This is a genomic window from Kitasatospora sp. NPDC127111 (assembly GCF_042677465.1).
Classification (GTDB): Bacteria; Actinomycetota; Actinomycetes; order Streptomycetales; family Streptomycetaceae; genus Kitasatospora.
Map to the genome: position 1 here is coordinate 40,913 of NZ_JBHXTG010000028.1, position 20,921 is coordinate 61,833.

At 75.5% G+C, this 20,921-nt stretch carries 18 protein-coding genes; 4 read left to right on the plus strand and 14 right to left on the minus strand.

All coding sequences use genetic code 11. From position 1 onward, the window contains the following. Positions 1-105 precede the first annotated feature (105 nt). A complete protein-coding gene (locus tag ACFVHB_RS18905) occupies positions 106-579 on the plus strand; it encodes a MarR family transcriptional regulator (protein WP_380322960.1) in 474 nt (157 codons plus the stop codon). On the opposite strand, the gene ACFVHB_RS18910 is transcribed toward ACFVHB_RS18905, so the two are convergent. The 3 genes from ACFVHB_RS18910 to proC all read right to left on the minus strand — a co-directional run bounded on the left by ACFVHB_RS18910 (position 559) and on the right by proC (position 3,411). Continuing rightward, positions 559-1,797, minus strand: coding sequence for an MFS transporter (locus ACFVHB_RS18910; protein WP_380322963.1), 1,239 nt, complete (start codon positions 1,795-1,797; stop codon positions 559-561). The genes ACFVHB_RS18905 and ACFVHB_RS18910 overlap by 21 nt on opposite strands. Positions 1,798-1,898: 101 nt before the next feature. Beyond that, entirely contained in the window at positions 1,899-2,552 is a 654-nt protein-coding gene (locus tag ACFVHB_RS18915; protein WP_380322966.1) for an HAD family hydrolase, read from the minus strand. A gap of 31 nt (positions 2,553-2,583) precedes the next feature. Then, the gene (proC, locus tag ACFVHB_RS18920) at positions 2,584-3,411 is read right to left on the minus strand and encodes a pyrroline-5-carboxylate reductase (RefSeq protein ID WP_380322969.1); all 828 of its coding nucleotides are present in this window, start codon (positions 3,409-3,411) and stop codon (positions 2,584-2,586) included. Positions 3,412-3,609: 198 nt separating this feature from the next. Here proC and ACFVHB_RS18925 point away from each other — a divergent pair, with 198 nt between their 5' ends. Next, positions 3,610-4,044, plus strand: a complete 435-nt coding sequence (locus ACFVHB_RS18925) for a hypothetical protein (RefSeq protein ID WP_380322972.1) — start codon at positions 3,610-3,612, stop codon at positions 4,042-4,044. Positions 4,045-4,156: 112 nt separating this feature from the next. After that, positions 4,157-5,503: a hypothetical protein gene (locus ACFVHB_RS18930; RefSeq protein ID WP_380322974.1), complete on the plus strand. Its 1,347-nt coding sequence runs from the start codon at positions 4,157-4,159 to the stop codon at positions 5,501-5,503. 6 nt (positions 5,504-5,509) lie between these two features. On the opposite strand, the gene ACFVHB_RS18935 is transcribed toward ACFVHB_RS18930, so the two are convergent. The 9 genes from ACFVHB_RS18935 to ACFVHB_RS18975 all read right to left on the minus strand — a co-directional run bounded on the left by ACFVHB_RS18935 (position 5,510) and on the right by ACFVHB_RS18975 (position 17,496). Next, on the minus strand, positions 5,510-6,037 hold the full coding sequence (locus ACFVHB_RS18935) for a hypothetical protein (RefSeq protein WP_380322977.1): 528 nt from the start codon (positions 6,035-6,037) through the stop codon (positions 5,510-5,512). 83 nt (positions 6,038-6,120) lie between these two features. Next, positions 6,121-7,965, minus strand: a complete 1,845-nt coding sequence (gene ilvD / locus ACFVHB_RS18940) for a dihydroxy-acid dehydratase (RefSeq protein WP_380322980.1) — start codon at positions 7,963-7,965, stop codon at positions 6,121-6,123. A gap of 120 nt (positions 7,966-8,085) precedes the next feature. Further along, positions 8,086-8,865 carry a class I SAM-dependent methyltransferase gene (locus ACFVHB_RS18945; protein ID WP_380322983.1) on the minus strand — a complete coding sequence of 260 codons (780 nt, stop codon included), beginning with the start codon at positions 8,863-8,865 and terminating at the stop codon, positions 8,086-8,088. Positions 8,866-8,893: 28 nt separating this feature from the next. Next, positions 8,894-9,721, minus strand: a complete 828-nt coding sequence (locus ACFVHB_RS18950; protein ID WP_380323079.1) for a sugar phosphate isomerase/epimerase family protein — start codon at positions 9,719-9,721, stop codon at positions 8,894-8,896. Between the two features lie 644 nt (positions 9,722-10,365). Further along, positions 10,366-11,328 carry a Ppx/GppA family phosphatase gene (locus ACFVHB_RS18955; RefSeq protein WP_380322986.1) on the minus strand — a complete coding sequence of 321 codons (963 nt, stop codon included), beginning with the start codon at positions 11,326-11,328 and terminating at the stop codon, positions 10,366-10,368. An 88-nt stretch (positions 11,329-11,416) separates the two neighbouring features. Further along, the gene (locus tag ACFVHB_RS18960; protein ID WP_380322989.1) at positions 11,417-12,280 is read right to left on the minus strand and encodes a glycerophosphodiester phosphodiesterase; all 864 of its coding nucleotides are present in this window, start codon (positions 12,278-12,280) and stop codon (positions 11,417-11,419) included. Positions 12,281-12,476: 196 nt separating this feature from the next. Continuing rightward, positions 12,477-13,781 (minus strand): SUKH-4 family immunity protein, encoded by a 1,305-nt coding sequence (locus ACFVHB_RS18965; protein WP_380322992.1) that lies wholly within the window; start codon positions 13,779-13,781, stop codon positions 12,477-12,479. 151 nt (positions 13,782-13,932) lie between these two features. Beyond that, positions 13,933-16,884, minus strand: a complete 2,952-nt coding sequence (locus tag ACFVHB_RS18970) for a toxin glutamine deamidase domain-containing protein (RefSeq protein ID WP_380322995.1) — start codon at positions 16,882-16,884, stop codon at positions 13,933-13,935. A 195-nt stretch (positions 16,885-17,079) separates the two neighbouring features. Beyond that, entirely contained in the window at positions 17,080-17,496 is a 417-nt protein-coding gene (locus ACFVHB_RS18975; protein ID WP_380322998.1) for a hypothetical protein, read from the minus strand. A 268-nt stretch (positions 17,497-17,764) separates the two neighbouring features. Here ACFVHB_RS18975 and ACFVHB_RS18980 point away from each other — a divergent pair, with 268 nt between their 5' ends. Further along, positions 17,765-18,634, plus strand: a complete 870-nt coding sequence (locus ACFVHB_RS18980) for a hypothetical protein (RefSeq protein WP_380323082.1) — start codon at positions 17,765-17,767, stop codon at positions 18,632-18,634. Positions 18,635-18,659: 25 nt separating this feature from the next. On the opposite strand, the gene ACFVHB_RS18985 is transcribed toward ACFVHB_RS18980, so the two are convergent. Together ACFVHB_RS18985 and ACFVHB_RS18990 are read right to left on the minus strand one after the other, a co-directional pair. Continuing rightward, on the minus strand, positions 18,660-19,829 hold the full coding sequence (locus ACFVHB_RS18985) for an NADH-quinone oxidoreductase subunit D (protein ID WP_380323001.1): 1,170 nt from the start codon (positions 19,827-19,829) through the stop codon (positions 18,660-18,662). After that, the gene (locus ACFVHB_RS18990) at positions 19,826-20,842 is read right to left on the minus strand and encodes an SAM-dependent methyltransferase (RefSeq protein ID WP_380323004.1); all 1,017 of its coding nucleotides are present in this window, start codon (positions 20,840-20,842) and stop codon (positions 19,826-19,828) included. Before ACFVHB_RS18990 ends, ACFVHB_RS18985 begins: the two co-directional genes overlap by 4 nt. Positions 20,843-20,921: the final 79 nt, after the last annotated feature.

Consider the following 20,921-nt stretch of genomic DNA (forward strand, 5'->3'; position numbering starts at 1 on the left):
TCGTTTGGTGTGATGGACGGGTTCCCGGGCGGGGCCGCTCCCGGCCCGGGGAAAGAAACAACTTATCTCACGAGATAAGTAACTTAGATGCTAAGGAGATCCCGGGTGAAGGGCAAGCCGCGCCCCCAGGCGACGCCCGAGCAGGCGCTGTACGCGATGGACCGGATGATCGCGCTCGCCCAGTTCGGCCAGCAGGACATCGCCGCCCGGCTCGGGCTCAACGTCACCGACCTGACGTGCCTCGGCTTCGTCATCGAGGCCGCCCTGGCGTCGGAGCCCCTGGCCGCCGGCGACCTCGCCGAGCGCGCGCAGCTGACCACCGGCGCCGTGACGGGCGTGCTCAACCGGCTGGAGAAGGCCGGGTACGCCCGCCGGGAGGCCGATCCGGCCGACCGCCGCCGGGTGCGGGTGGTGATGGAGGCCGGCGCGCAGGAGCGCGTCCTCCAGGTCTACGGCCCGTTCTACGAGCGGATCGGCGGACTGTTCGCCGACTACACGCCGGACGAGATCGCCGTCCTGACGGACTGGTTCACCCGGGCCAGGGTGCTGCTGCGGGAGTCACTGGACGAGCTCCGCTGAGCCCTTCCCCCCGGCCGGGACGGCCACCGGGGCGGGGGCGAAGCGGGCGGCGAGCGGCAGCACGGCCAGCACCAGCAGCATCGGGGCGAGCAGCGCCCAGCGGTACGAGCTCGCGTCCGCGAGTGCCCCGACCAGCGGCGAACCGATCAGGAACCCCACGTAGTTGAACAGGTTGAGCCGGGCCACCGCGGCGTCCGAGTCGGCCGGGAGGAGCCGCCCGCCGGCCGCGAAGACCTGCGGGATGATCGCGCAGATCCCGAAGCCGAGCACGGTGAACCCGGCGATCCCGGCCGGGGCACCGGGCGCCGCGGCCGCCACCGCGAAGCCCAGCGCGGCCAGCGCGGAGCCGCCGCGGACCACCGGGACGGCGCCCCAGCGCTGGACCGCGCGGTCGCCGACCGCCCGGCCGAGCAGCATCGCCACCATGTAGCCGAGGTACGAGAGCTTGGCGACGTCATCGGGGCTGCCCAGGCCGTCGGTGAGGTACTTGACGCTGTAGTTGGAGACCGAGGCGTCCGCGATGTAGGCGAAGGCCATCGCCAGGCAGAGCGGCAGCAGCGGCCGCCACGGGACCGCGCGGGCGGCGGCCTCGGCGGCCTCCCGTACGGCGTCGCCGAGTTCGGCGGGCCCGGCGGCGGGGACGCTACCCGCCAGGACGGCGAGCGGGGCGATCACGGCGGCCGCCGTCCCGAACAGGACGGGCAGGCCGAGGTCGTAGTGCGAGCCGAGGCCGGCGACGGCCGCGCCGAGGATGCCGCCGAGGCTGAACGCGGCATGGAAGCCGATCATGATCGAGCGGCCGTAGCGGTGCTGCAGGCCCACCCCGAGCATGTTCATACTGGCGTCCAGCGCACCGACCAGCAGCCCGAACGCGCCCAGCGCGAGCGCGAGTTGCCAGAGCGTACGGCCGAGCCCGGCGGCGGCCAGGCTGAGGCAGACGGCGGGCTGGACCACTCGCAGCACGGCCCGCGCGCCGGTCCGCTTCACCAGCTGCTCGGAGGCGACCGATCCCACCCCGGCCAGCACCGGCACGGCCGCCAGGAAGACCGGCAGCAGCGCGTCGCTCAGCCCGTACCGGTCCTGGAGCTCGGGGATGCAGGTGACCAGCAGCGCGAAGGTGACGCCCTGCAGCAGGAAGCTCGCGGCCAGCGCGGCCCGGCCCGCCCGCAGCCGGGGCGTGATCCCGTCCGTCGGCGTGATCCCGTCAGTCACAGACACCTCGCGGACACCTCGCTACTGGCCGGTACGACGATGTTGGCGAGAGCGTAGGGGTCCGGGCGGCGTTTGGGGAGGGGTCGCGCCGCTGTTGTTCCGGGCGGTCAGCCGAGCAGGGCGGGCACCTCGGCGAGGTCGGCGATCAGACCGGTGGCGCCGGCCGCGGTCAGCTTCGCCGGGTCGGTGAGCGCGGTGTACCCGTAGACGTCCATGCCGGCCGCCCGGGCGGCGAGCACGCCGTTGACGCTGTCCTCCAGCACCAGGCAGCGGGCCGGGTCCACGCCCAGGGTGCGGGCGGCGTGCAGGAAGAGGTCGGGCGCGGGCTTGCCGATGCCGACGTCCTGGGCGCTGAAGATCCGCTCCTCGGCGTGGTACCCGAGCAGACCGGTGACCTCCAGCGCGGTGCGGATCCACGCGTGGTGCGCCGAGGAGGCCAGGCAGTAGGGCACGGAGCGCTGCCGGAGCTCCTCCAGCAGCGTCTCCGCGCCCTTGACGGCGGCGAGTTCGGCCCCGAAGGCGGCGAACACCCGGCCGTGGAACAGCTCGTCGAAGCCCTCCGGCAGCCGCGCGCCGTCGTACCGCTCGGCGATCACGTCGTGGATCCGGTGGGCGGCGCAGCCCATGAAGTCGCGGTAGGAGTCCTCGACCGTCGTCGGGTAGCCGAGTTCGGTCAGGTACTCGGCCAGCACCCGGTTGGAGAGCGGTTCGCTGTCCACCAGGACGCCGTCGTTGTCGAAGATCACCAGGTCGTAGGGCATGCGTTCGAGCCTAGAGCTTGTCGGGGGGTGGTCACTTCCCGCCGGAGGCCAGCTCGCGCGAGCGGTCGCGGGCCGCCTCCAGGGCACCGAGCAGCGCGGCCCGCACCCCGTGGTTCTCCAGTTCCCGGATGGCCGCGATGGTGGTGCCGGCCGGCGAGGTGACCGCCTCGCGCAGCTTCACCGGGTGCTCTCCGGAGTCCCGCAGCATCACCGAGGCGCCGATCGCCGACTGCACGATCAGGTCGTGCGCCACGTGCCGGGGCAGACCGAGCAGGATGCCCGCGTCGGTCATCGCCTCCACCAGGAAGTAGAAGTACGCCGGGCCGGAGCCGGAGAGCGCGGTGGCCGCGTCCTGCTGCGACTCGGGCAGCCGCAGCGCCTTGCCGACCGAGCGGAAGATCTCCTCGGCCCGCTCGAGGTGCGCCTCGGTGGCGTGCGAGCCGCCGGAGATGACGCTCATCCCCTCGTCCACCAGGACGGGCGTGTTGGGCATCACCCGGACCACCGGGGTGCCGGCCGCCAGCCGGGCCTCGAACCAGGCGGTGGGGATGCCGGCGGCCGCCGAGATCACCAGCCGGTCCGCGCCGACGTGCGGCGCCAGTTCGTCCAGCAAGGTGCCCATGTCCTGCGGCTTCACCGCGAGGATCAGGGTGTCCGCGAGCTTGGCCGCCTCGGTGTTGCTCACCACGCCGACCCCGTACTTGTCGGCCAGCTCGGTGGCCCGCTCCGGGCGGCGGGCGGTCACCAGGACGTCCGCCGGGTCCTTCCCGGCCCGCAGCAGGCCGGAGAGCAGGGCCTCCCCGATCTTGCCCGTGCCCAGGAAGGCGATCTTCTGCCCGTGCGCCGCTGCGCTGCCCATGCCCGCTCCTCGCGTCCGTACCTGCCGCCATCCTCGCACCGCGAGCGGCCCGGCCGCGGGAGCGTCCACAGGGCGGAAGGCCGCGGGCGACCCCGGGGAACGGAAGGCCGTGGGCGAACCCTAGGGTGAAACTCGGGGTTCTCCCCTATGGCCCCCGGCTGTTCCCGGGCGCACCGTGGAACCATGGCACACGGAGAGATGTCCCGACGTGAGAACCGGCAAGTCGCCGTCGCCGCCGCGACGGTGGGACCGTGGCGGACCGCCGCGGGTGTCGGTGCGGTGGTGGGGGCGACGGCCCTGGGGATCGACGCGATCTCCGGGAACTGGTCGCTGAGCATGCTGGCCGGCCCGGCCGGCTGGGCGCTGTTCTTCTTCTTCCTGGTCGGCACGGTGGGCGGGCAGCTGCGCCGCGACACCACCGACCGGCGGCTGCGCAAGTGGGCCGACGAGCACCCGTGGCAGACGGCACTGCCGGCGGCCGGCGGCCTGCTGGTGCTGAACACGCTGGCGCAGGCGCTCCTCGGCGACGCGAGCCTGATCGGCGCGTTCTTCCTCTCGCTGCTGCCGGCCGCCGTGCTGGTCGCCGTCGTGGGCGTGGTCGGCTCGGTGAAGCGGGCCCGCGGGAAGGGGTGAGACCCCCCGGGGAACGGACAAACGGGGGTGATCACCACACACCGCACGCGCGTTCACCCCATGGTGTGCCCCCGATCGATGGATCGTCACACTCCGTCGGCATACTGGCGCGATGCCGATAGCCGAAGATCCAGAACCGCGCCCGTCCGAGGGCCGGGACCCGGACGGGGCGGACCCGTCCGGAGCGGGCTCGAAGGACCCGTTCGCCGACCTCGTCCTGGACGAGGAGTTCGTCAAGGGTGCCACCGTCAAGGAGCAGGCGGGCCGCACCCGGATGCTCGCCGCCCGATGGAAGCACACCCCGCCGGTCGACCCGGGCGGCCGCCGCTCGGTGAACGACCGCCCGGCGAAGGCGAAGCGGCGGTTCGGCCGCAAGCCGAAGCTCGCCGTGGTGGATCCGTGGGGCAACCCGCGCCCGCGCCGCCGCCGGGTGGAGTGGCGCGCGCCGCTGTACCTCGTGCTGGTCGTCGCGGTGCTGCTCGCGGCCTTCAACGTCGACAGCCTGAAGTTCTGGTACTCGACGCACTACGGCTACGCCGCCGACCACCCGGCCTCGGCGAACCCGGTGCCGACCGTCGGCGCGGAGACGGCCCGGCCGACCGCCGCGCCGCCGAAGGCCGCCGAGAAGCAGCCGACCGTCGACCACCCCTGGGCGGGCTCCCCGGCGGAGGGCTGGCCGGCCGGCGCGGCCGGGATCGACGTGCCCAAGGACCCGCAGGCCACCGGGGTGTTCAGCGCCGAGCAGGTCGCGGCGCAGCTCAAGCTGGTCGGCGACTACCTGGCGGCCGCCAACCTGGACCCGCGCCTGGTCGCGGGTGGCAGCCCGGACGCCGCGCTGGCCCTGATGGACGAGAAGGGCCGGGAGGTCGTCGCGAAGACCCTGACCGCTCCCTCCGCGCAGGGTGACGCCACCTCGTGGTTCACCCGGTTCGACCCGCGGGAGGCGATCCCGGTGTCCGACACCGTCAAGGTGCAGGGCCGGATCAGCTACGAGAGCGACGGGGACAAGGGCGTCCTGGTGAAGACGGACGTCACGTACGTCTACGCGCTGCGCCCCGGCCCCGAAGCGGGCAAGCGGGCCGCCTCGCCGAAGCCGTCCGCGAGCCGGCCGGCCCCGGCGGGCAGCGGGACGGCGAAGCCCGTCGGCCTGGTGGTGCCGGCGGCCGACGCGCCCGGCGACACGTGGACCACCCGGACCATCGTCCGGCGGGTCGTGGCCTTCCGCTTCTACGACCCGAAGCGGTTCCGGGTCGACCCCGCGAAGCTGGTCATCGCCGACAGCAACTCGGACTTCGGCAACAGCGCCTGCGACACCTACGACGGCTACCTGCACCCGCAGTTCGACCAGTTCGCCCCGGTGGGCCAGGACCCGACCGGACCGGCCTCGGACCCGTACGACCGCACCAAGGACCTGCCCGACAACGGTGACGGCAGTTGCGGCACGGTCACCCGCAACTGACCGGGATCAGCGCCCGCGCTTGGCCCGGCCCGGCGCCCTGGTGTCGGGCCGGCCGCTGCGGCCGGCCTGGCGGCGCTCGTGGGCCGCTGCGGCGCGCTCGTACCCGGCGCGCTTCACGGCCTCGCCGGGAGCCTCGGTGAGGCTGCGCAGGAAGTAGGCGAACAGCGCGCCGACCCCGCCGATGAGCCAGACCGCGCCGAGCGACTTGTCCTCCGCCATCCAGCCGGTCAGCTGGTCCCTGCCCTCGCCGAGCAGCTTCCAGTTGCGCAGCCCGGCCAGGCAGGAGCAGACCGCGACGGCGGCGAGCAGCAGGCCGTTGACGAAGCCCCCGTTGTCGGAGAGCCGGACGCCGTCGACGGCGAGGCGCAGGACGAAGGCCCCGGCCGCGGTCGCGAGCAGGGCGCCGATCGGCACGAGGACCCGGCGCGTCCAGTAGTCGCTGCCGCGGCCGACCCAGCTGGTGCCGAACCAGCGGATCGGCTCCGGCTCGGGGGCGCCGGCGGGCTTGGGGGCGGGGGCGGGGTGCTCGGTCACACGGCCGATTATCACCCGACGCCCCGCGACGGCGGAGGAGCCGTCCCAGCGGGCGGGACGGCTCCTCGGGGTGCGCGGCGGCGTCAGCCGAGCTTGCTGACGTCGCGGACGGCGCCCTTGTCGGCGGAGGTGGCCATCGCGGCGTAGGCGCGCAGGGCCTGGCTGACCTGGCGGTCGCGGTTCTTCGGCCGGTAGCCGCCCTCGGCCTCCAGCTTCAGCCGGCGCTCGTGCAGCTCCTCGAAGGAGACCTCCAGGGAGATCTTCCGGCCGGGGATGTCGATGGCGATGACGTCGCCGTCCTCGACCAGGGCGATGGTGCCGCCGGACGCGGCCTCCGGGGACGCGTGGCCGATCGAGAGGCCCGAGGTGCCGCCGGAGAAGCGGCCGTCGGTGACCAGCGCGCAGGCCTTGCCGAGGCCGCGGCCCTTGAGGAAGGAGGTCGGGTAGAGCATCTCCTGCATGCCGGGGCCGCCCTTGGGGCCCTCGTAGCGGATGACGACGACGTCGCCCTCCTTGACCCGCTTGGTGAGGATCGCGTCGACGGCGTCCTCCTGGGACTCGACGACGACGGCCGGGCCGCTGAAGGTCCAGATCGACTCGTCCACGCCGGCGGTCTTCACGATGCAGCCGTCCTCGGCGAGGTTGCCGTACAGCACGGCGAGGCCGCCCTCGACGGAGTAGGCGTGCTCGACGCTGCGGATGCAGCCCTTGGCGGCGTCGGTGTCCAGCGACTCCCAGCGCTCGGACTGCGAGAACGCCTCGGCGGACCGGACGCAGCCGGGGGCGGCGTGCCAGAGCTCGACGGCCTCGGCGGACGGCGAGCCGCCGCGGACGTCCCAGGTCTTCAGCCACTCGGCCAGCGAGTCGGAGTGGACGGTGTGCACGTCCTCGTTGAGCAGCCCGGCGCGGTAGAGCTCGCCGAGGATGGCGGGGATGCCGCCGGCCCGGTGCACGTCCTCCATGTAGTACGAGCCGTTGGGCGCGACCTTGGAGAGACAGGGCACCTTGCGGGAGATGGCGTCGATGGCCCGCATGTCGAAGTCCAGCTCCGCCTCCTGGGCGGCGGCGAGCAGGTGCAGGATCGTGTTGGTGGAACCGCCCATGGCGATGTCGAGGGCCATCGCGTTCTCGAAGGCGGCGCGGGTGGCGATCGAGCGGGGCAGGACGGCGTAGTCGTCCCGGCCGTAGTGGCGCTCGGCGATCTCGACCACGGTCCGCCCGGCCCGCTCGTACAGGGCCTTGCGCGCGGTGTGGGTGGCGAGCACCGAGCCGTTGCCGGGGAGCGAGAGGCCGATCGCCTCGGTGAGGCAGTTCATCGAGTTGGCGGTGAACATGCCGGAGCAGGAGCCGCAGGTCGGGCAGGCGTTCTCCTCGATGATCGCGATGTCCTCGTCGGAGACGTTCTCGTTCACCGCCTGGGAGATCGCGTCGACCAGGTCGAGCTTGCGCACGGTGCCGTCGACCAGGGTCGCCTTGCCGGCCTCCATCGGGCCGCCGGAGACGAAGACGGTCGGGATGTTGAGCCGCAGCGCCGCCATCAGCATGCCCGGGGTGATCTTGTCGCAGTTGGAGATGCAGATCAGGGCGTCGGCGCAGTGCGCGTTGACCATGTACTCCACCGAGTCGGCGATCAGGTCGCGCGAGGGCAGCGAGTAGAGCATGCCGCCGTGGCCCATCGCGATGCCGTCGTCGACCGCGATGGTGTTGAACTCGCGCGGGATGCCGCCCGCCTGCTTGATCGCCTCGGAGACGATCCGGCCGACCGGCTGCAGGTGGGTGTGGCCGGGGACGAACTCGGTGAAGGAGTTGGCGACCGCGATGATCGGCTTGCCGAAGTCCTCGCGGGCTACGCCGGCCGCCCGGAGAAGCGCCCGGGCGCCTGCCATGTTGCGACCGTGGGTGACCGTACGGGACTTCAGCTCGGGCACTGGGCTCCACTCCTTCGGAGGCGGCTGGCGGCGCCGCCGGCCAGGGAGGCGACGGCGGCCGCTGTGTCTTTCGAGCCTACGCCCGCCGTCCGCCCGGCGGACACCGCGTCCGCGATGCGGTCAGGCCGCGCCGCCCGGGGTGCGCGCCACGGTGAGGCTCAGCACGTAGGGCTCGGTCAGCCGGCCGTCGGGGAACTCGGCGAGCAGCGCGGCGCGCTCGTCGGCGAGGACGCCGGCGCGCGCCCCGGGGTCGAGGGAGGCCAGGTAGGAGCGCGAGGTGAGGTCCTTGAGCAGCTGGTCGACGGTGATCTGCCGCTCCCAGCGCAGCGTGGCACCGGAGACCTCCAGGCCGGCCGGGGCGAAGTGGCCGGTGTGCGCGTCGATCCGGCCGTAGCCGTGGTAGCGGCCGGGCAGCGCGGCGGCCATCCGCTCGCCGAGGGCGCGCACCCAGGGGACGGTCTCGTCCTTCACGTTCCACCAGGTGGCGAGGGCGCCGCCGGGCCGCAGCACCCGGATCGCCTCCGGGACGGCCAGCTCGGGGCGGGTCCAGTGGAAGGCCTGGGCGTAGGTGATGAAGTCGGCGCTGCGGTCGTGGAAGGGCAGCTCGTCGCCGGTGCCCTTGACCAGCGCGATGCCGGGGCTGCTGGTCAGGAACTGGGCGGCCATGCCCGGGCTGGGCTCGACGGCGACCACCTCGGCGCCGCGGGCGGCGAGCCGCCGGGTGGCGATGCCGGTGCCGGCGCCGACGTCGAGGACGCGGGCGCCCTTGAGGGACCGGCCGGCCAGGCGCTCCAGCGCGTCGAACAGCTCGTCCGGGTAGCCGGGGCGGCCCTGCTCGTACTCGGCGGCGACCCCGCCGAACGACGTCGCGATGCTCCGGTAGTCCGACACGCCCGTCATGTCTCCCCCTCCGTACGGTAGTTCGTGCTCAGCGTACGCGCGCGGGGGTCGCCAGGTGCAAGCGGGTGAAGGCGAGCGCCTCGGCCAGGTCGGCCTCGCGTTCGGCGGGCGAGGCGGAGCGCCGGGTGTTGACCTCCAGCACCACGTGGCCGTCGAATCCGGTCCGGGCGAGGTGTTCCAGCAGCTCGGCGCAGGGCTGCTTGCCGCGGCCGGGGATCAGGTGCTCGTCCTTGCCGGAGCCGCTGCCGTCGGCCAGGTGGATGTGGGCGAGCCGGTCGCCCATCCGCTCGACCATGGCGAGCGCGTCGATCCGGGAGGTGGCGGCGTGCGAGAGGTCGATGGTGAAGTGCCGGTACTCCTCCTCGGTGACGTCCCAGCCGGGGGCGTACGCGAGCATCTCGCGGTCGCGGTAGCGCCACGGGTACATGTTCTCGACGGCGAAGCGGACGTCGGTCTCGCCCGCCATCCGGTCGATGCCCTCGACGAAGTCGCGGGCGTACTGCCGCTGCCAGCGGAACGGCGGGTGGACGACGACGGCGCTCGCGCCGAGCTTCTCGGCCGCGGCCCGGGCCCGGACCAGCTTGGTCCAGGGGTCGGTGGTCCAGACCCGCTGGGTGATCAGCAGGCAGGGCGCGTGCACGGCCAGGATCGGCATGCCGTGGGCGTCGGAGAGCCGGCGCAGCGCCTCGACGTCCTGGCTGACCGGGTCGTTCCAGACCATCACCTCCACGCCGTCGTAGCCGAGCTTCGCGGCCAGCTCGAAGGCGATCGCGGTGTTGGCCGGGTAGACCGAGGCGGTGGAGAGGGCGACCTTGGTGTCGGGGATGTGCAGGGCCGGGTGCGGGGGCAGCACCAGGCGGTCGGTGGTGCGCAGCAGCGGGGCGGGGCGGCCGGCGGCCTGGCGGGCGGCCTTGACGGACTTCACCGACTGGACGGCGGCCTTGGCGGCGCCGGCGGCCCGCGCGGTGCGGGTCACCCGGGGCTGCCGGCCGGCGGGGGAAGGCTGGGCTGCCGTGGAAGGCTGGGGGGCGGGGGAAGGCTGGGCTGGCGGGGAAGGCTGGGTGGCGGGGGCCTTGGCGGCGGCCTTCCGCACCCGCTTCTTCGGGGCGTCCGGCCCGGGCTTCGGCTTCTCCGTCGCCCCGCGGCCGGTCTGCGGCGCGGCCGTCGGGGCCTCCGGCCCGGCCTGCGGCGCGGACTCCCGGCCCGCCTGCCGGTCGGCCTTCTTCGCGCCCCCTCCGGTGGCCTTCCGGGCCGCCGCGGCGGTCTTCGCGGCAGTCGCCGCCTTGGCCGCCCGGACGCCCTGCACGGCCTTGCCGAGCGCGCGGGAGCGACCCGCCGTCCCGGTGTCCGCGGCCTCCCCGGCCGGGCGCGTGCGGCGCGGGCCGTCCTGCCGCGGCTGCCCGTCACCGGGTGCGCGGCCCTCCTGCGTCCCGTCCTCGCCCGCTGGTTGCGCCACGGGAGACAGCGTAAGCGGACCGCGCCCGGAACGGGGAGCGGCCCTCAGCCCCTGAGGTCGGGACCGTTGCGGTCGGTGGGGCTGTCCATGGAGTCCAGGCGGCGCAGGATGACGCCCTCGCGCAGGGCCCAGGGGCAGACGTCCAGCTCGTCCAGGCCGAAGAGGTCCATCGCGGCGTCGGCGACCAGCGCGCCCGCCAGCAGCTGCTTGGCGCGGCCCTCGGAGACGCCGGGGATCTGCGCCCGTTCGGCGACGGTCATGGTGGAGAGCCGGGGCAGCCAGGCGGAGAGGCCGCTGCGGGTGAGCCGGCGGTCGGTGTACGGGCCGGCGTCGGCGGGGGCGGCGCCGGTCATCCGGGCGAGCTGCTTGAAGGTCTTGGAGGTGGCGACGGCGTGGTCCGGGGCGCCGAGCCGGGAGATCTCGCCGACGACGGTGGCCATCTCGGCGCGGATGTGGCGTCTCAGCCCGCGCAGCTCCTCCGGGTCGGCGACGTCGCCGGGCAGCCACCCGGCGGTGAGCCGGCCGGCGCCGAGCGGCAGCGAGCAGGCGACGTCGGGCTGCTCGTCGAGGCCGCAGGCGATCTCCAGCGAGCCGCCGCCGATGTCGAGGTTGAGCAGCCGGCCGGAGGACCAGCCGAACCAGCGGCGGACGGCCAGGAAGGTGAGCCGGGCCTCGTCCTGCCCCGAGAGCACCCGCAGCGCGACACCGGTCTCCGCGGCGACCCGGCGGAGCACCTCCTCGCCGTTGGCGGCCTCCCGGACGGCGGAGGTGGCGAAGGGCAGGATGTCGACCACGCCCTTGTCCTCGGCGACCCGCAGCGAGGAGGCGATCATCCCGATCAGCTTGTCCACGCCGGGCTCGCTTATCGCGCCCTCGTCGTCCAGGAGTTCGGCCAGCCGCAGCTCGGCCTTGTGGGAGTAGGCGGGCAGCGGGGCGGCCCCCGGGTGGGCGTCTACCACGAGGAAGTGGACCGTGTTGGAACCTACGTCGAGCACACCGAGTCGCATAACTCTCCACGCTACGCGATCCGCCCGGGCGTCAGCCCCGTCCCGGTGGTGTTCGTGCTGGTCCCGGTCCGGGGCGGTGCCGCGGTGCTCAGTGCGCGCGGGCGCCGCGCGGGACGCCCGGGTGCCCGGTGCGGCAGTTGGCGTCGGCCCACCGGCGGGCCCGGCCGGGGGCGTCGGTGATCAGGCCGTCGGCCTCGCGTTCGGTCATCAGCTGCCAGGACTCCTCGTCGTCCAGCGTCCAGACGTAGACCTCGTGGCCGGCCTCGCGCTCGGCCGCGATCCGGGAGGCGGTGGCCAGCGTGGCGTCCAGGGCGATGCCGTGCAGCGGGAGGTCGCCCGGGTCCTCGGCGAAGGAGGTGCCCTGGATCAGCACCACCGGCAGGGCGGGCGCGACGGCGTGGGCCCGGCGCAGGTGGTCGGCCGAGAACGAGTAGAGGAACACCCGGGCGCGGCTGCCGGCGGCGATCCGGGCGATCCGCTCGACGTCCTCGGCCCGCTGCCACTTGATCTCCATCAGCAGGGTGACGCTGGTGCCGGAGAGCCGGTTCAGCAGCTCCTCCAGGGTCGGCACCGGCTCGGCCGGGCCGGGGCCGACGGTGACCCGCAGCTGGGCGAGCTGGGCGGCCGTCAGGTCGGCGATCGCGCCCTTGCCGTCGGTGGTGCGGTCGACCGTGGCGTCGTGCATCAGCACCGGGACGCCGTCCTTGCTGGTCTGGACGTCGGTCTCCAGCCAGTCGGCGCCCTGGGCGAGGGCCTGCTCGAAGGAGGCCATGGTGTTCTCGGGCGCGTCGAGCGGCGAGCCCCGGTGGCCGATCACCACCGGCCCGGCGCACACCGGATGGTCGGCGGCCGGGCGGGCGCGCAGCCCGGGGTCGGCGGCGCAGCCGGCGGCCAGCACCGCGAAGGCGGCGAGGACGGCCGTGCGGGCGGCGGCGCGGGGCGGGGCGGTCACGGCGGCGGGGCTCCAGCTCTGGTGAGGGCGCCGCGGCGGGCGGGCGCTCGGGGATGACCGACGGTTGGCGAAGAACCGTCGAAATGATCTGACAACCCGACAGCGCGCGGTCGGTTCCCCCCAGCGTGCGCCCGCCCTCCGGCGCGTCCCGGTCGCGGCGCACCGCAGGTCACCCGGACGCCGCCTGCGGCGCCGCTCACAGCAGGCCGTCCCAGAGTTGCTCGACGATGACGGCCCACCAGTTCTCCGGGTCGTCGAAGACGGTCGGGTCGATCGCCGCCAGGCCGTGCTGCAGGGCGTCGACGGCGGCTCCGGCGGCCAGCGGGTCGGCCCCGCGCAGGCCGGGCAGCCGCTCGGCGAACAGCGCCAGGGAGCGGACGAACGCGGCCGCCCCGGCGTTGCAGTGCCGGGCGGTGGCGTAGTCGGGGTCGACCGCCCGGACGGCGCCGCAGGCGGTGTCCACGGTGATCAGCGACCAGCCGTCGGTGCCGAGCAGCAGCTGCGGGGCCAGCGCGAGGCGTTCCCGCTCGGCCACCCGGGTGCCGCGGCCGACCTCGGCCAGGTACGCGGCCAGCGGCGGCAGCACCGCGCCCGGCCGGGTGCCGTCCGCGATCGCGTCGGGCCGGGGGTGGTGCAGCGCGAAGAAGCCCTCGACGGCCACCGGCACACCGACGGCGAGCAGCACGCCGGCGGTCCGCTCCGGCAGGTCGGCCCGGGTGACGTCCGCCGGGTCGAAGCGCTGGACGCCGCCCGCGCCGAACCGCTCCACCAGCCGGGCCGCCAGCTCCCGGTCCGGCTCGGCCGGCAGCGGCGGCACGGCGCGCGGGAACGGCACCCGGTTGCGGGCCGGGCCGTCCGGCTCGGCCGGCAGCGCCCGGACGGCCGCCGCGCGGTGGTCGAAGCGCGGCCCGTACGGCAGGTCGAAGCCCACCCGGACGTCGGGCAGTTCGGCCGCCAGCGCGTACGCCCAGTAGCCGCCGGGCAGTGCGCTGAGCCGCAGGTCGGTGTGGACGGACAGCACGTCCTCCGCCCGGACGCCCTGCTCGCGCAGCCACCACCAGGCGCGCAGCGCCGGGTGCGGCAGGCCGGGGGCGGAGCGCAGCGCCAGCGAGCGGGGCTCGCCGCGGTCGTCGCGGTAGGCCAGCTCGGCCCGGGTGCCGCGGCCGGTGGCAGGCGGCCTGGTCGGGTCGTGGGCGCCCGCGCCGAGGAAGTCGCGGTAGAGCGCGACCACCTCGTCGACCGGCACCGACGGCCAGACGGTGAACCGCCCGGTCTCCCGGTCGACCACCGCGCACGACGCCCCGATCTCCTCGGGTGCGCGCCGCTCCCCGGTCAGCGGGTCCACCCGGACCGGCGGCGGCTCCGCCCAGACCACCCAGCCCAGCTCGAACTCGTGCGAGTGCACCCGCCGGCTGCCGGTGGAGCCGTCGGCCGAAGCCCGCGGCAGGTCGCCGTTGATCCAGCGGTGGGCGGCCTCGATCGCCTGCGCACGGGTGGTCACGGGGTGGAGCTCCTTGCATCGGCGCGGGCACGGACGAGCGGGCCGGCCGACGGGCGCCCGGGTGAACGCCCCCTGCCCGGTCCCCCACCGGCCGCCCGACAGGATCCCACGCGGGCCGCCCGGCACCGCGGCCGGGCGGCCGGACGGGCCGTCACGAGGCGGGGCTCGCGGCGAACTCGGGGCGGCGCAGGTCCAGGGGGCGGCCGTCGGGGTCGAGGGCGATGGCCCAGAGGCCCTGGGCGGCCTCGTGCAGCGGGGCGGGGCCCTGGCGGCCGACCTGGTGGTCGAGGTAGGTCACGGCGTCCCGGTGGTTGACCGCGTTCCAGGCGTGCGGGCGGCCGAAGCCGTCCAGGGTGAGCAGGACGGCCTGGGAGCCGTGGCCGGCCCGCCGCAGCTCGCCGGCCAGCCGGCCGAAGGCCGCCCCGCCGTCGCCGAGGTCGCGGAAGGGTGCGCCGAGTTCGCGTTCGGCGCGGTCGCGGCCGCCGCGTTCGCCGGCGTCGCCCTCGGTCGGGATCCGCGGGGCGGCGCAGGTCGGGCGGCCGGTGAAGGTGTCGACGGCGGAGAGGGCGATCTCCAGGCTGTTGTTGGCCCGGCCGGGCTCGCGGCAGCCGCCGTCGTTGACGACCTCGGCCCAGCCGCCGGCCGCCGGGTCGGGGTGGCGCAGCGGCAGGCCGTCGCCGTCCCGGGGCGCGCGGCGTTCGATCTCGCGCTGGTGCTCGGGGTCGACCGGGGCGAGCCCGCCGGGCAGGCCGTACGGGCGGCTGTCGGCGATGGTCCGCAGCCGGACCACGTGCTCCTCGGGGGCGTTGCCGTGCGTCCCGCGCAGGGCGAGCTGGAGGGCCATCGCGTGGGCGGTGGCGACCGGGACGGCGGCCCAGGCGTGTCCGGCGTCGCCCTCGGCCGGGGAGCCGTCGGGTCGGCGGCGGTGGTCGTCCGGGTGGAGCTCGGGGCGGGCGGGGCCGGGGCCGACGACCGGCGGGGCGGACGGGGGCGGCGGCACGAGCAGCGGCGCGGGGGTGGTGACGGGGTGCGGGGCACCGGCGGTGCCCCGGGGACCGCCGAGGCCGGCGCCCGGGCGGGCCTCGGCCGGGGCGTGCTGGCCGGGTGCCGCGCCGCCGGAGGCTCCGGGCGTGCCGGCCGCACCGGGCGCGCCGGGCACCGGGGTGCCGATGACGCCGGGGACGCCGATCGGGCCGGACGACCCGGCGGGCCCGCCGGGTGCTCCGGCGCCGATGCCGCCGCCGTACGGTGCCGGACCGTGCCCGCTGCCGGTGGGGCCGCCGTACCCGGTGCCGGGGTGGCCGGCCGGTCCGCCGGCGAACGGGCCGGGGCCGACCGGCCCCGCGGCGGCCGGTCCGCCGCCGGCCGGCACGTTGAACGGCCCGCCGTACGTGGTGCCGTAGGAGGGGCCGCCGCCCGAGGGGGCGTCCGGGCCCGGCTGGTGGTGCGGGTAGGCGGTGGGTGCCGAGGGCGCGGGCGGGGCGAGCACCGAGTCCGTCCGCACGGTGACCGGGCCGCCGCCACCGGCGTGCGCGGCCGGGGCCGCGGCGGCCGGCGCCAGGTCGTAGTCCCCGTCGGCCGGCCCGCCGCCTCCGCCGCCGGTGTGCGCCGGGCCGGCGGGCCGTCCCGGGGCGTCAGCGTGGGCGGGCGGCGACCAGTCGCCGCCGCCGTTCACCGGCCCGGTCCGCACCGGCCCCCAGCCGCCGGCCGCCCCGGACGCGTCCGCGCCGGGCCCCCCGGGTCCGCCCTGGTTGCCGGCCCGGACGTGCCCGTTGCCGCCACCGGGGCCGTTGCCGCCGTCGTTCGTCCCGGCCATGATCACCACGTCGCCCGGCCCGGCGTTCGCGTTCGCCCCGGGTGCCGTCGGCGCCCCGGGCGTGCCCGGCAGCACCGCGCCCGGCCCGTCCGCGAGCGGACCGCCCGGCTTGCCGGGCAGCCCGTGGCCGTTCCTGGCGCCGCCCGCCGCGAGCTCGGACAGCGCCTCCGGGACCTCCTTGCCGGCCTTGTCGGTCAGCACCGGCCGGCCGTCCTTGCCGAGCACCGGCCGCCCGTGCTCGTCCACCTTCACGGTCAGGTCCTCCACCCCGACCAGCGGCTTGCCGTCGGCCCCCTGGACGACGAGCAGCCCGCTCGCGTCGGGGACCGGCGTGCCGTCGGCCCGGAGGATGACCGGGTTGCCGCGCGCGTCCAGCACCGGCTTGCCGGCCTCGTCCAGCTTGACCGCCAGCCCGGGCACGCCGACCAGCGGCTTGCCGTCCTCGCCCATCAGCGGCTTGCCGTCCTTGCCGACCACCACGGTCAGGCCGGCGCCGCCCGCGCCGAGCACGCCGGGCTCGCCGAGCGCCGCGGGCAGGCCGGCGGCCACCGGGTCGAAGGTGCCGCCGGGGCCGCTGGTGAGCCAGGCCGGGCGGACGCCGGGGGTGCCCCCGGCCGGGCCGAGCCGCAGCATGGCGTGCACGGCGGGCTCCTTGAGGGTGCCGCTGAGCGCGTCCTTCATGGCCCGGCCGAGCTCCTCCAGCAGCCCGCCGATCTTCAGCTTGGCGCTCTCGACGGCGACCGCCGCCGCGACCTCGGCGAGCTTCTCGGTGGCGGCGTTCTGCACGCCGGTCGCCACCGCGTCGATGCCCTGCCGCAGCCCGCCGAAGACGCCGCCGGGGGCCGCGTCCGTGCTCCGCGTGGCCGTGGCGACCCGGGCGGCGGCCTCCTTGGCCTTGGCCGCCTGCTCCTCGGCCTGCTTCAGCTCGGCGGCCAGTTCGGTGAGGGTGGCGACGATGTCGGCCTTGCAGCTGTCGACGGCCCGGGCGGCCCGGTCGAAGGCGCCGGCGACCAGGCCGGCGGCGGAGTGGGCGTCGTCCAGATGGCCCTTGCCGCCACCGCTGAACGCCCGCCAGTACGCCTCGAAGGCCTCCACCGCGCGGCCGGAGTTCTCCCCCGCGACGCGCTTGGCGGAGTCGCCGCCGCGCTTGCCGAGGCGCTCGGCCTCGATGCCGAACTCACGCCAGAGCCCGGCCGCCTTGCGCAGACCGTCCTCGTCGGCCTGCGGCCACTGGTGACCGGTCCTGGCCAGTACCGGTGCCAGTTCCTCGGGCAGCTTCCGGGACACGCGATTCCCCCTTCGACGTGCAGTTTTGGGACGTGCGGACTTCGACGTGCGGACTTCGACGTGCGGACTTTGACGTGCGGACCGTCCGGCGCGCGGATCCCGACGTGCGGCGTCCGGCGCACCGGCTACGGCGCACCGGCTGCGGCGCGCCCACGGCGTGCGGACGCCGGGCTACGGGCTCCTCGGGCCGGGCCGTCAGGCCGACACGTCCTTGGGGACGGTCTTCCCGGCCGCCGGGGTTGCGCCCGGCCGCAGCGGGCCCCTCGGCCCCGCCGCCGGACCGAACCCCGACGCGGCCGTGGTGTCGGCGTCCGCCGTCCGTTCGGCCATCGTGTGCAGCCCGGAGCCGACCTGGCCGAGCCGCCCCGCCAGTCCGCGCAGACCGCCGAGCACCCCGCCGTGCGCGTCCTTGTAGACGGCGGCGAACCCGCTGCCCGGCTGGTCCAGCCCCCACGGGCTGCCGAGCGCGGCGAGCCCCTGTTCCAGGGTGCCGACGGCCTTCCCGAAGTCCTCCGAGATCTTCTCGAACTCCCGCCCCTCGCCGTGCAGTTCCCACGGCTTGATGACGAACTCGCCGCCTCCGGCCCCGCCGGTGCTGCTGCCGCTGGCCATCCCCGTACCTCCCCGTAGCGGACCGGCCGCCATCCTAGGGCCGCTCCCCGGGCCGCCCGCAGCGCGCGCCGGACCTCTTCACCCCGCCTGCACAAGGCCGGAACCGGCGACACCCGGTCACGGCCCCGCCACCGCCCGGTGAAATCGCCGTAAATGCCCACGCCACGGGCGGTTCGCACCCCCTCCGAGGCTCTACCCTTGCCGGGTGGCAGCAGCAGAAACGTCCAAGAAGAAGTCCAAGACCGGTTCCACCGCGGTCGACCTCGCGATGCCCACCCTGCGGACCGAGGTGCGCGCCGAGGTCCCGCTCGACTTCCCCCGCGCCTGGGCCGAGTTCGCCGACCCCGACGACGAGGAGCAGGTCTTCCGCTGCGACCTCACCTGGCTGACCTCCCGCTGGAGCTGCATCTTCGGCCAGGGCTGCCACGGCATCCGCGAGGGCCGCGGCGAGTCGGACGGCTGCTGCACGCTGGGCGCGCACTACTCGGACGAGGACGACGAGAAGCGGGTGACCGGGCACGCGGCCCGGCTGACGCCCGAGATCTGGGAGAACCACGCGCACGGCACCGACGCCAAGGGCCGGATCCGGACCGACGGCGGCATCACCATGCTCGACGAGGACGGCGACCGGCAGACCCGCCGGGTCAACGGCGCCTGCATCTTCGTGAACAGCCCCGGCTTCGCGGGCGGCGCCGGCTGCGCCCTGCACGCGCTCGCCCTCAAGGAGGGCCGGGAGCCGCTGGAGACCAAGCCGGACGTCTGCTGGCAGCTCCCGGTGCGCCGCACCTACGACTGGATCGACCGCCCGGACGACACCCGGTACCTCCAGGTCACCATCGGTGAGTACGACCGCCGCGGCTGGGGCCCGGGCGGCCACGACCTGCACTGGTGGTGCACCGGCAGCCCGGAGGCCCACCAGGGCGCCGACCCGGTGTACGTCAGCTACCGCCCCGAGCTCACCGAGCTGATGGGCAAGGCGGCGTACGACGTGCTGGCCGGCCTGTGCGAGCAGCGGATCGCGAGCAAGGGCGACCGCAAGCTGGCCCCGCACCCGGCCGACCCGGCCGGGAACGCCGCGAAGAAGGCGGCGAAGAACGCCGCGAAGAAGTCCGGGGCGAAGGCCGGCGAGCCGCAGTAGCCGCTACTCGTCGATCACCTGTCGATCACTTGTCGATGTCGCCGACGACGAAGAACATCGAGCCGAGGATCGCCACCATGTCGGCGACCAGGGTGCCGGGCAGCAGCTCGGTCAGCGCCTGGACGTTGTTGAAGGACGCCGAGCGGAGCTTGAGCCGCCACGGCGTCTTGTCGCCGCGCGACACCAGGTAGTAGCCGTTGACGCCGAGCGGGTTCTCGGTCCAGGCGTACGTGCTGCCCTCGGGGGCCTTGAGCACCTTGGGCAGCCGCAGGTTGACCGGGCCGGGCGGCAGCGTGGCCAGCTTGTCCAGGCAGGCGTCGGCCAGGTCCAGCGCGTTGACGGTCTGCTCCAGCAGGCACTCGAAGCGGGCCAGGCAGTCGCCCTCCTCGCGGGTGACCACGGTCAGCACCGAGCGCAGCTCGTCCGAGCCGTACGCGAGGTAGGGCTCGTCGCGGCGCAGGTCGAAGTCGAGGCCGCTGGCGCGCGCGATCGGGCCGCTGACCCCGTACGCCTCGGCCTGGGCCCGGGTGAGGACGCCGACGCCGGCGGTGCGGGCGCGGAAGATCTCGTTGCCGAGGACGAGCTCCTCGAAGACCGGCAGCTGGGAGCGGACGACGCCGACCGCCGCGCGGACCCGGCCGAGCCAGCCGGCCGGCAGGTCCTCCTTGAGGCCGCCGACCCGGTTGAACATGTAGTGCATCCGGCCGCCGGAGGCCTCCTCCAGCACGTGCTGGAGGTCCTCGCGGCCGGAGAAGGCGTGGAAGATCGGGGTGATCCCGCCCAGCTCCAGCGGGTAGGAGCCGAGGAACATCAGGTGGTTGAGCACCCGGTTCAGCTCGGCCAGCAGGGTGCGGATCCAGACCGCGCGCTCGGGCACCTCCATGCCGAGCATCCGCTCGACGCCCAGCACCACGCCCAGCTCGTTGGCGAAGGCGGAGAGCCAGTCGTGCCGGTTGGCCAGCATGATGATCTGCCGGTAGTCCCGGGCCTCGAAGAGCTTCTCCGCGCCCCGGTGCATGTAGCCGATCACCGGCTCGGCGGTCACGATCCGCTCGCCGTCCAGCACCAGCTTCAGGCGCAGCACGCCGTGGGTCGCGGGGTGCTGCGGGCCGATGTTGAGCACCATGTCGGTGGTGCCCGCCCCGCCCGTGAAGTTCTCGGCTCCCGCCCCGATGCCGACCGTGGTCTCCCTCATGACCCCAGAGTCTGCCATCCCGGCAGGGCCTCCAGGTTCCCCGGTACCGGCATGCGGACGGCCTGCGCGAGCCAGCCGAAGGCGCCCAGACCTGCCGGATCGGTCAGCTCGGCGGCCTCCCCGGCCCCGCCGAGCGCCTTCAGGTAGGCCACCGGGTCGGTGGAGGCCAGCGCCAGCGCCGGGCGGGCGCCGCTCACGCCGAGCGCCCGCAGCGCCTCGCGCTGGGTCGTCCACAGGCTGTGGACACCGGGCACGGCCACCGCGTCCAGGGCCACGTGCGCGGTGACGTCGCAGGAGCCGTCCGGCACCGGCGGCACCTCGCGGCCGGCCCGGAATCCGGTCAGGGTGGTCAGCGGCGGGCGGCGCCCGGCGGTGTGCCCGTAGTCGACGGCCACGGCGAGGCCGCGCTCCAGCCCGGCGACGGCGTGCGCCCAGGCCGCGTCCCGGGGCCCGCCGAACTCCACGAAGTCCCCCGGCCGGGCGGCCGGCCACCAGCGCGCGGCCCAGGCGGCGTCCGCCGCGTCCACCGGCCCGCCCGGGCGCTCGGCCCCGGTCGCGGTGTCCACCTCGACGTAGCGCAGCACCCCGTCCCGGTCCACCTCGCCGACGTCCAGCGGCACGTTGTCCAGCCACTCGTTGGCGAACAGCAGCCCGGTGACGCCGCGCGGCACCTCGTCCGTCCACAGGACCGCGGACGGCAGCCCGGCGGGCCGGTCGGCGATCTCCACCCCGTACGGCCGCAGCCGGTCGCGCACCGCGTCCGGCAGCGCGGCCAGCACGCCGGCCAGCAGCTCGCCGCGGCCGGCCCCGACGTCCACGAGGGCCAGCTCCTCCGGCCGGCCGAGGGCCGCGTCAACCTCCAGCAGCAGGCGGGCCACCGCACGGGCGAACAGCGGGGAGGCGTGCACGGAGGTGCGGAAGTGCCCGGCCGGGCCCTCGGGCCTGCGGTAGAAGCCGCCGTCCGGGTCGTACAGGGCCCGTTCCATGGCGGGCCGCCAGCGCATCCAGGTCATGCCAGCGGACGCTACCGGGGTCCGGGGGCACCCTCCCAACCGGAGCCGGGGCTTCTCCGACCTAGGGAGTAGGACGGAT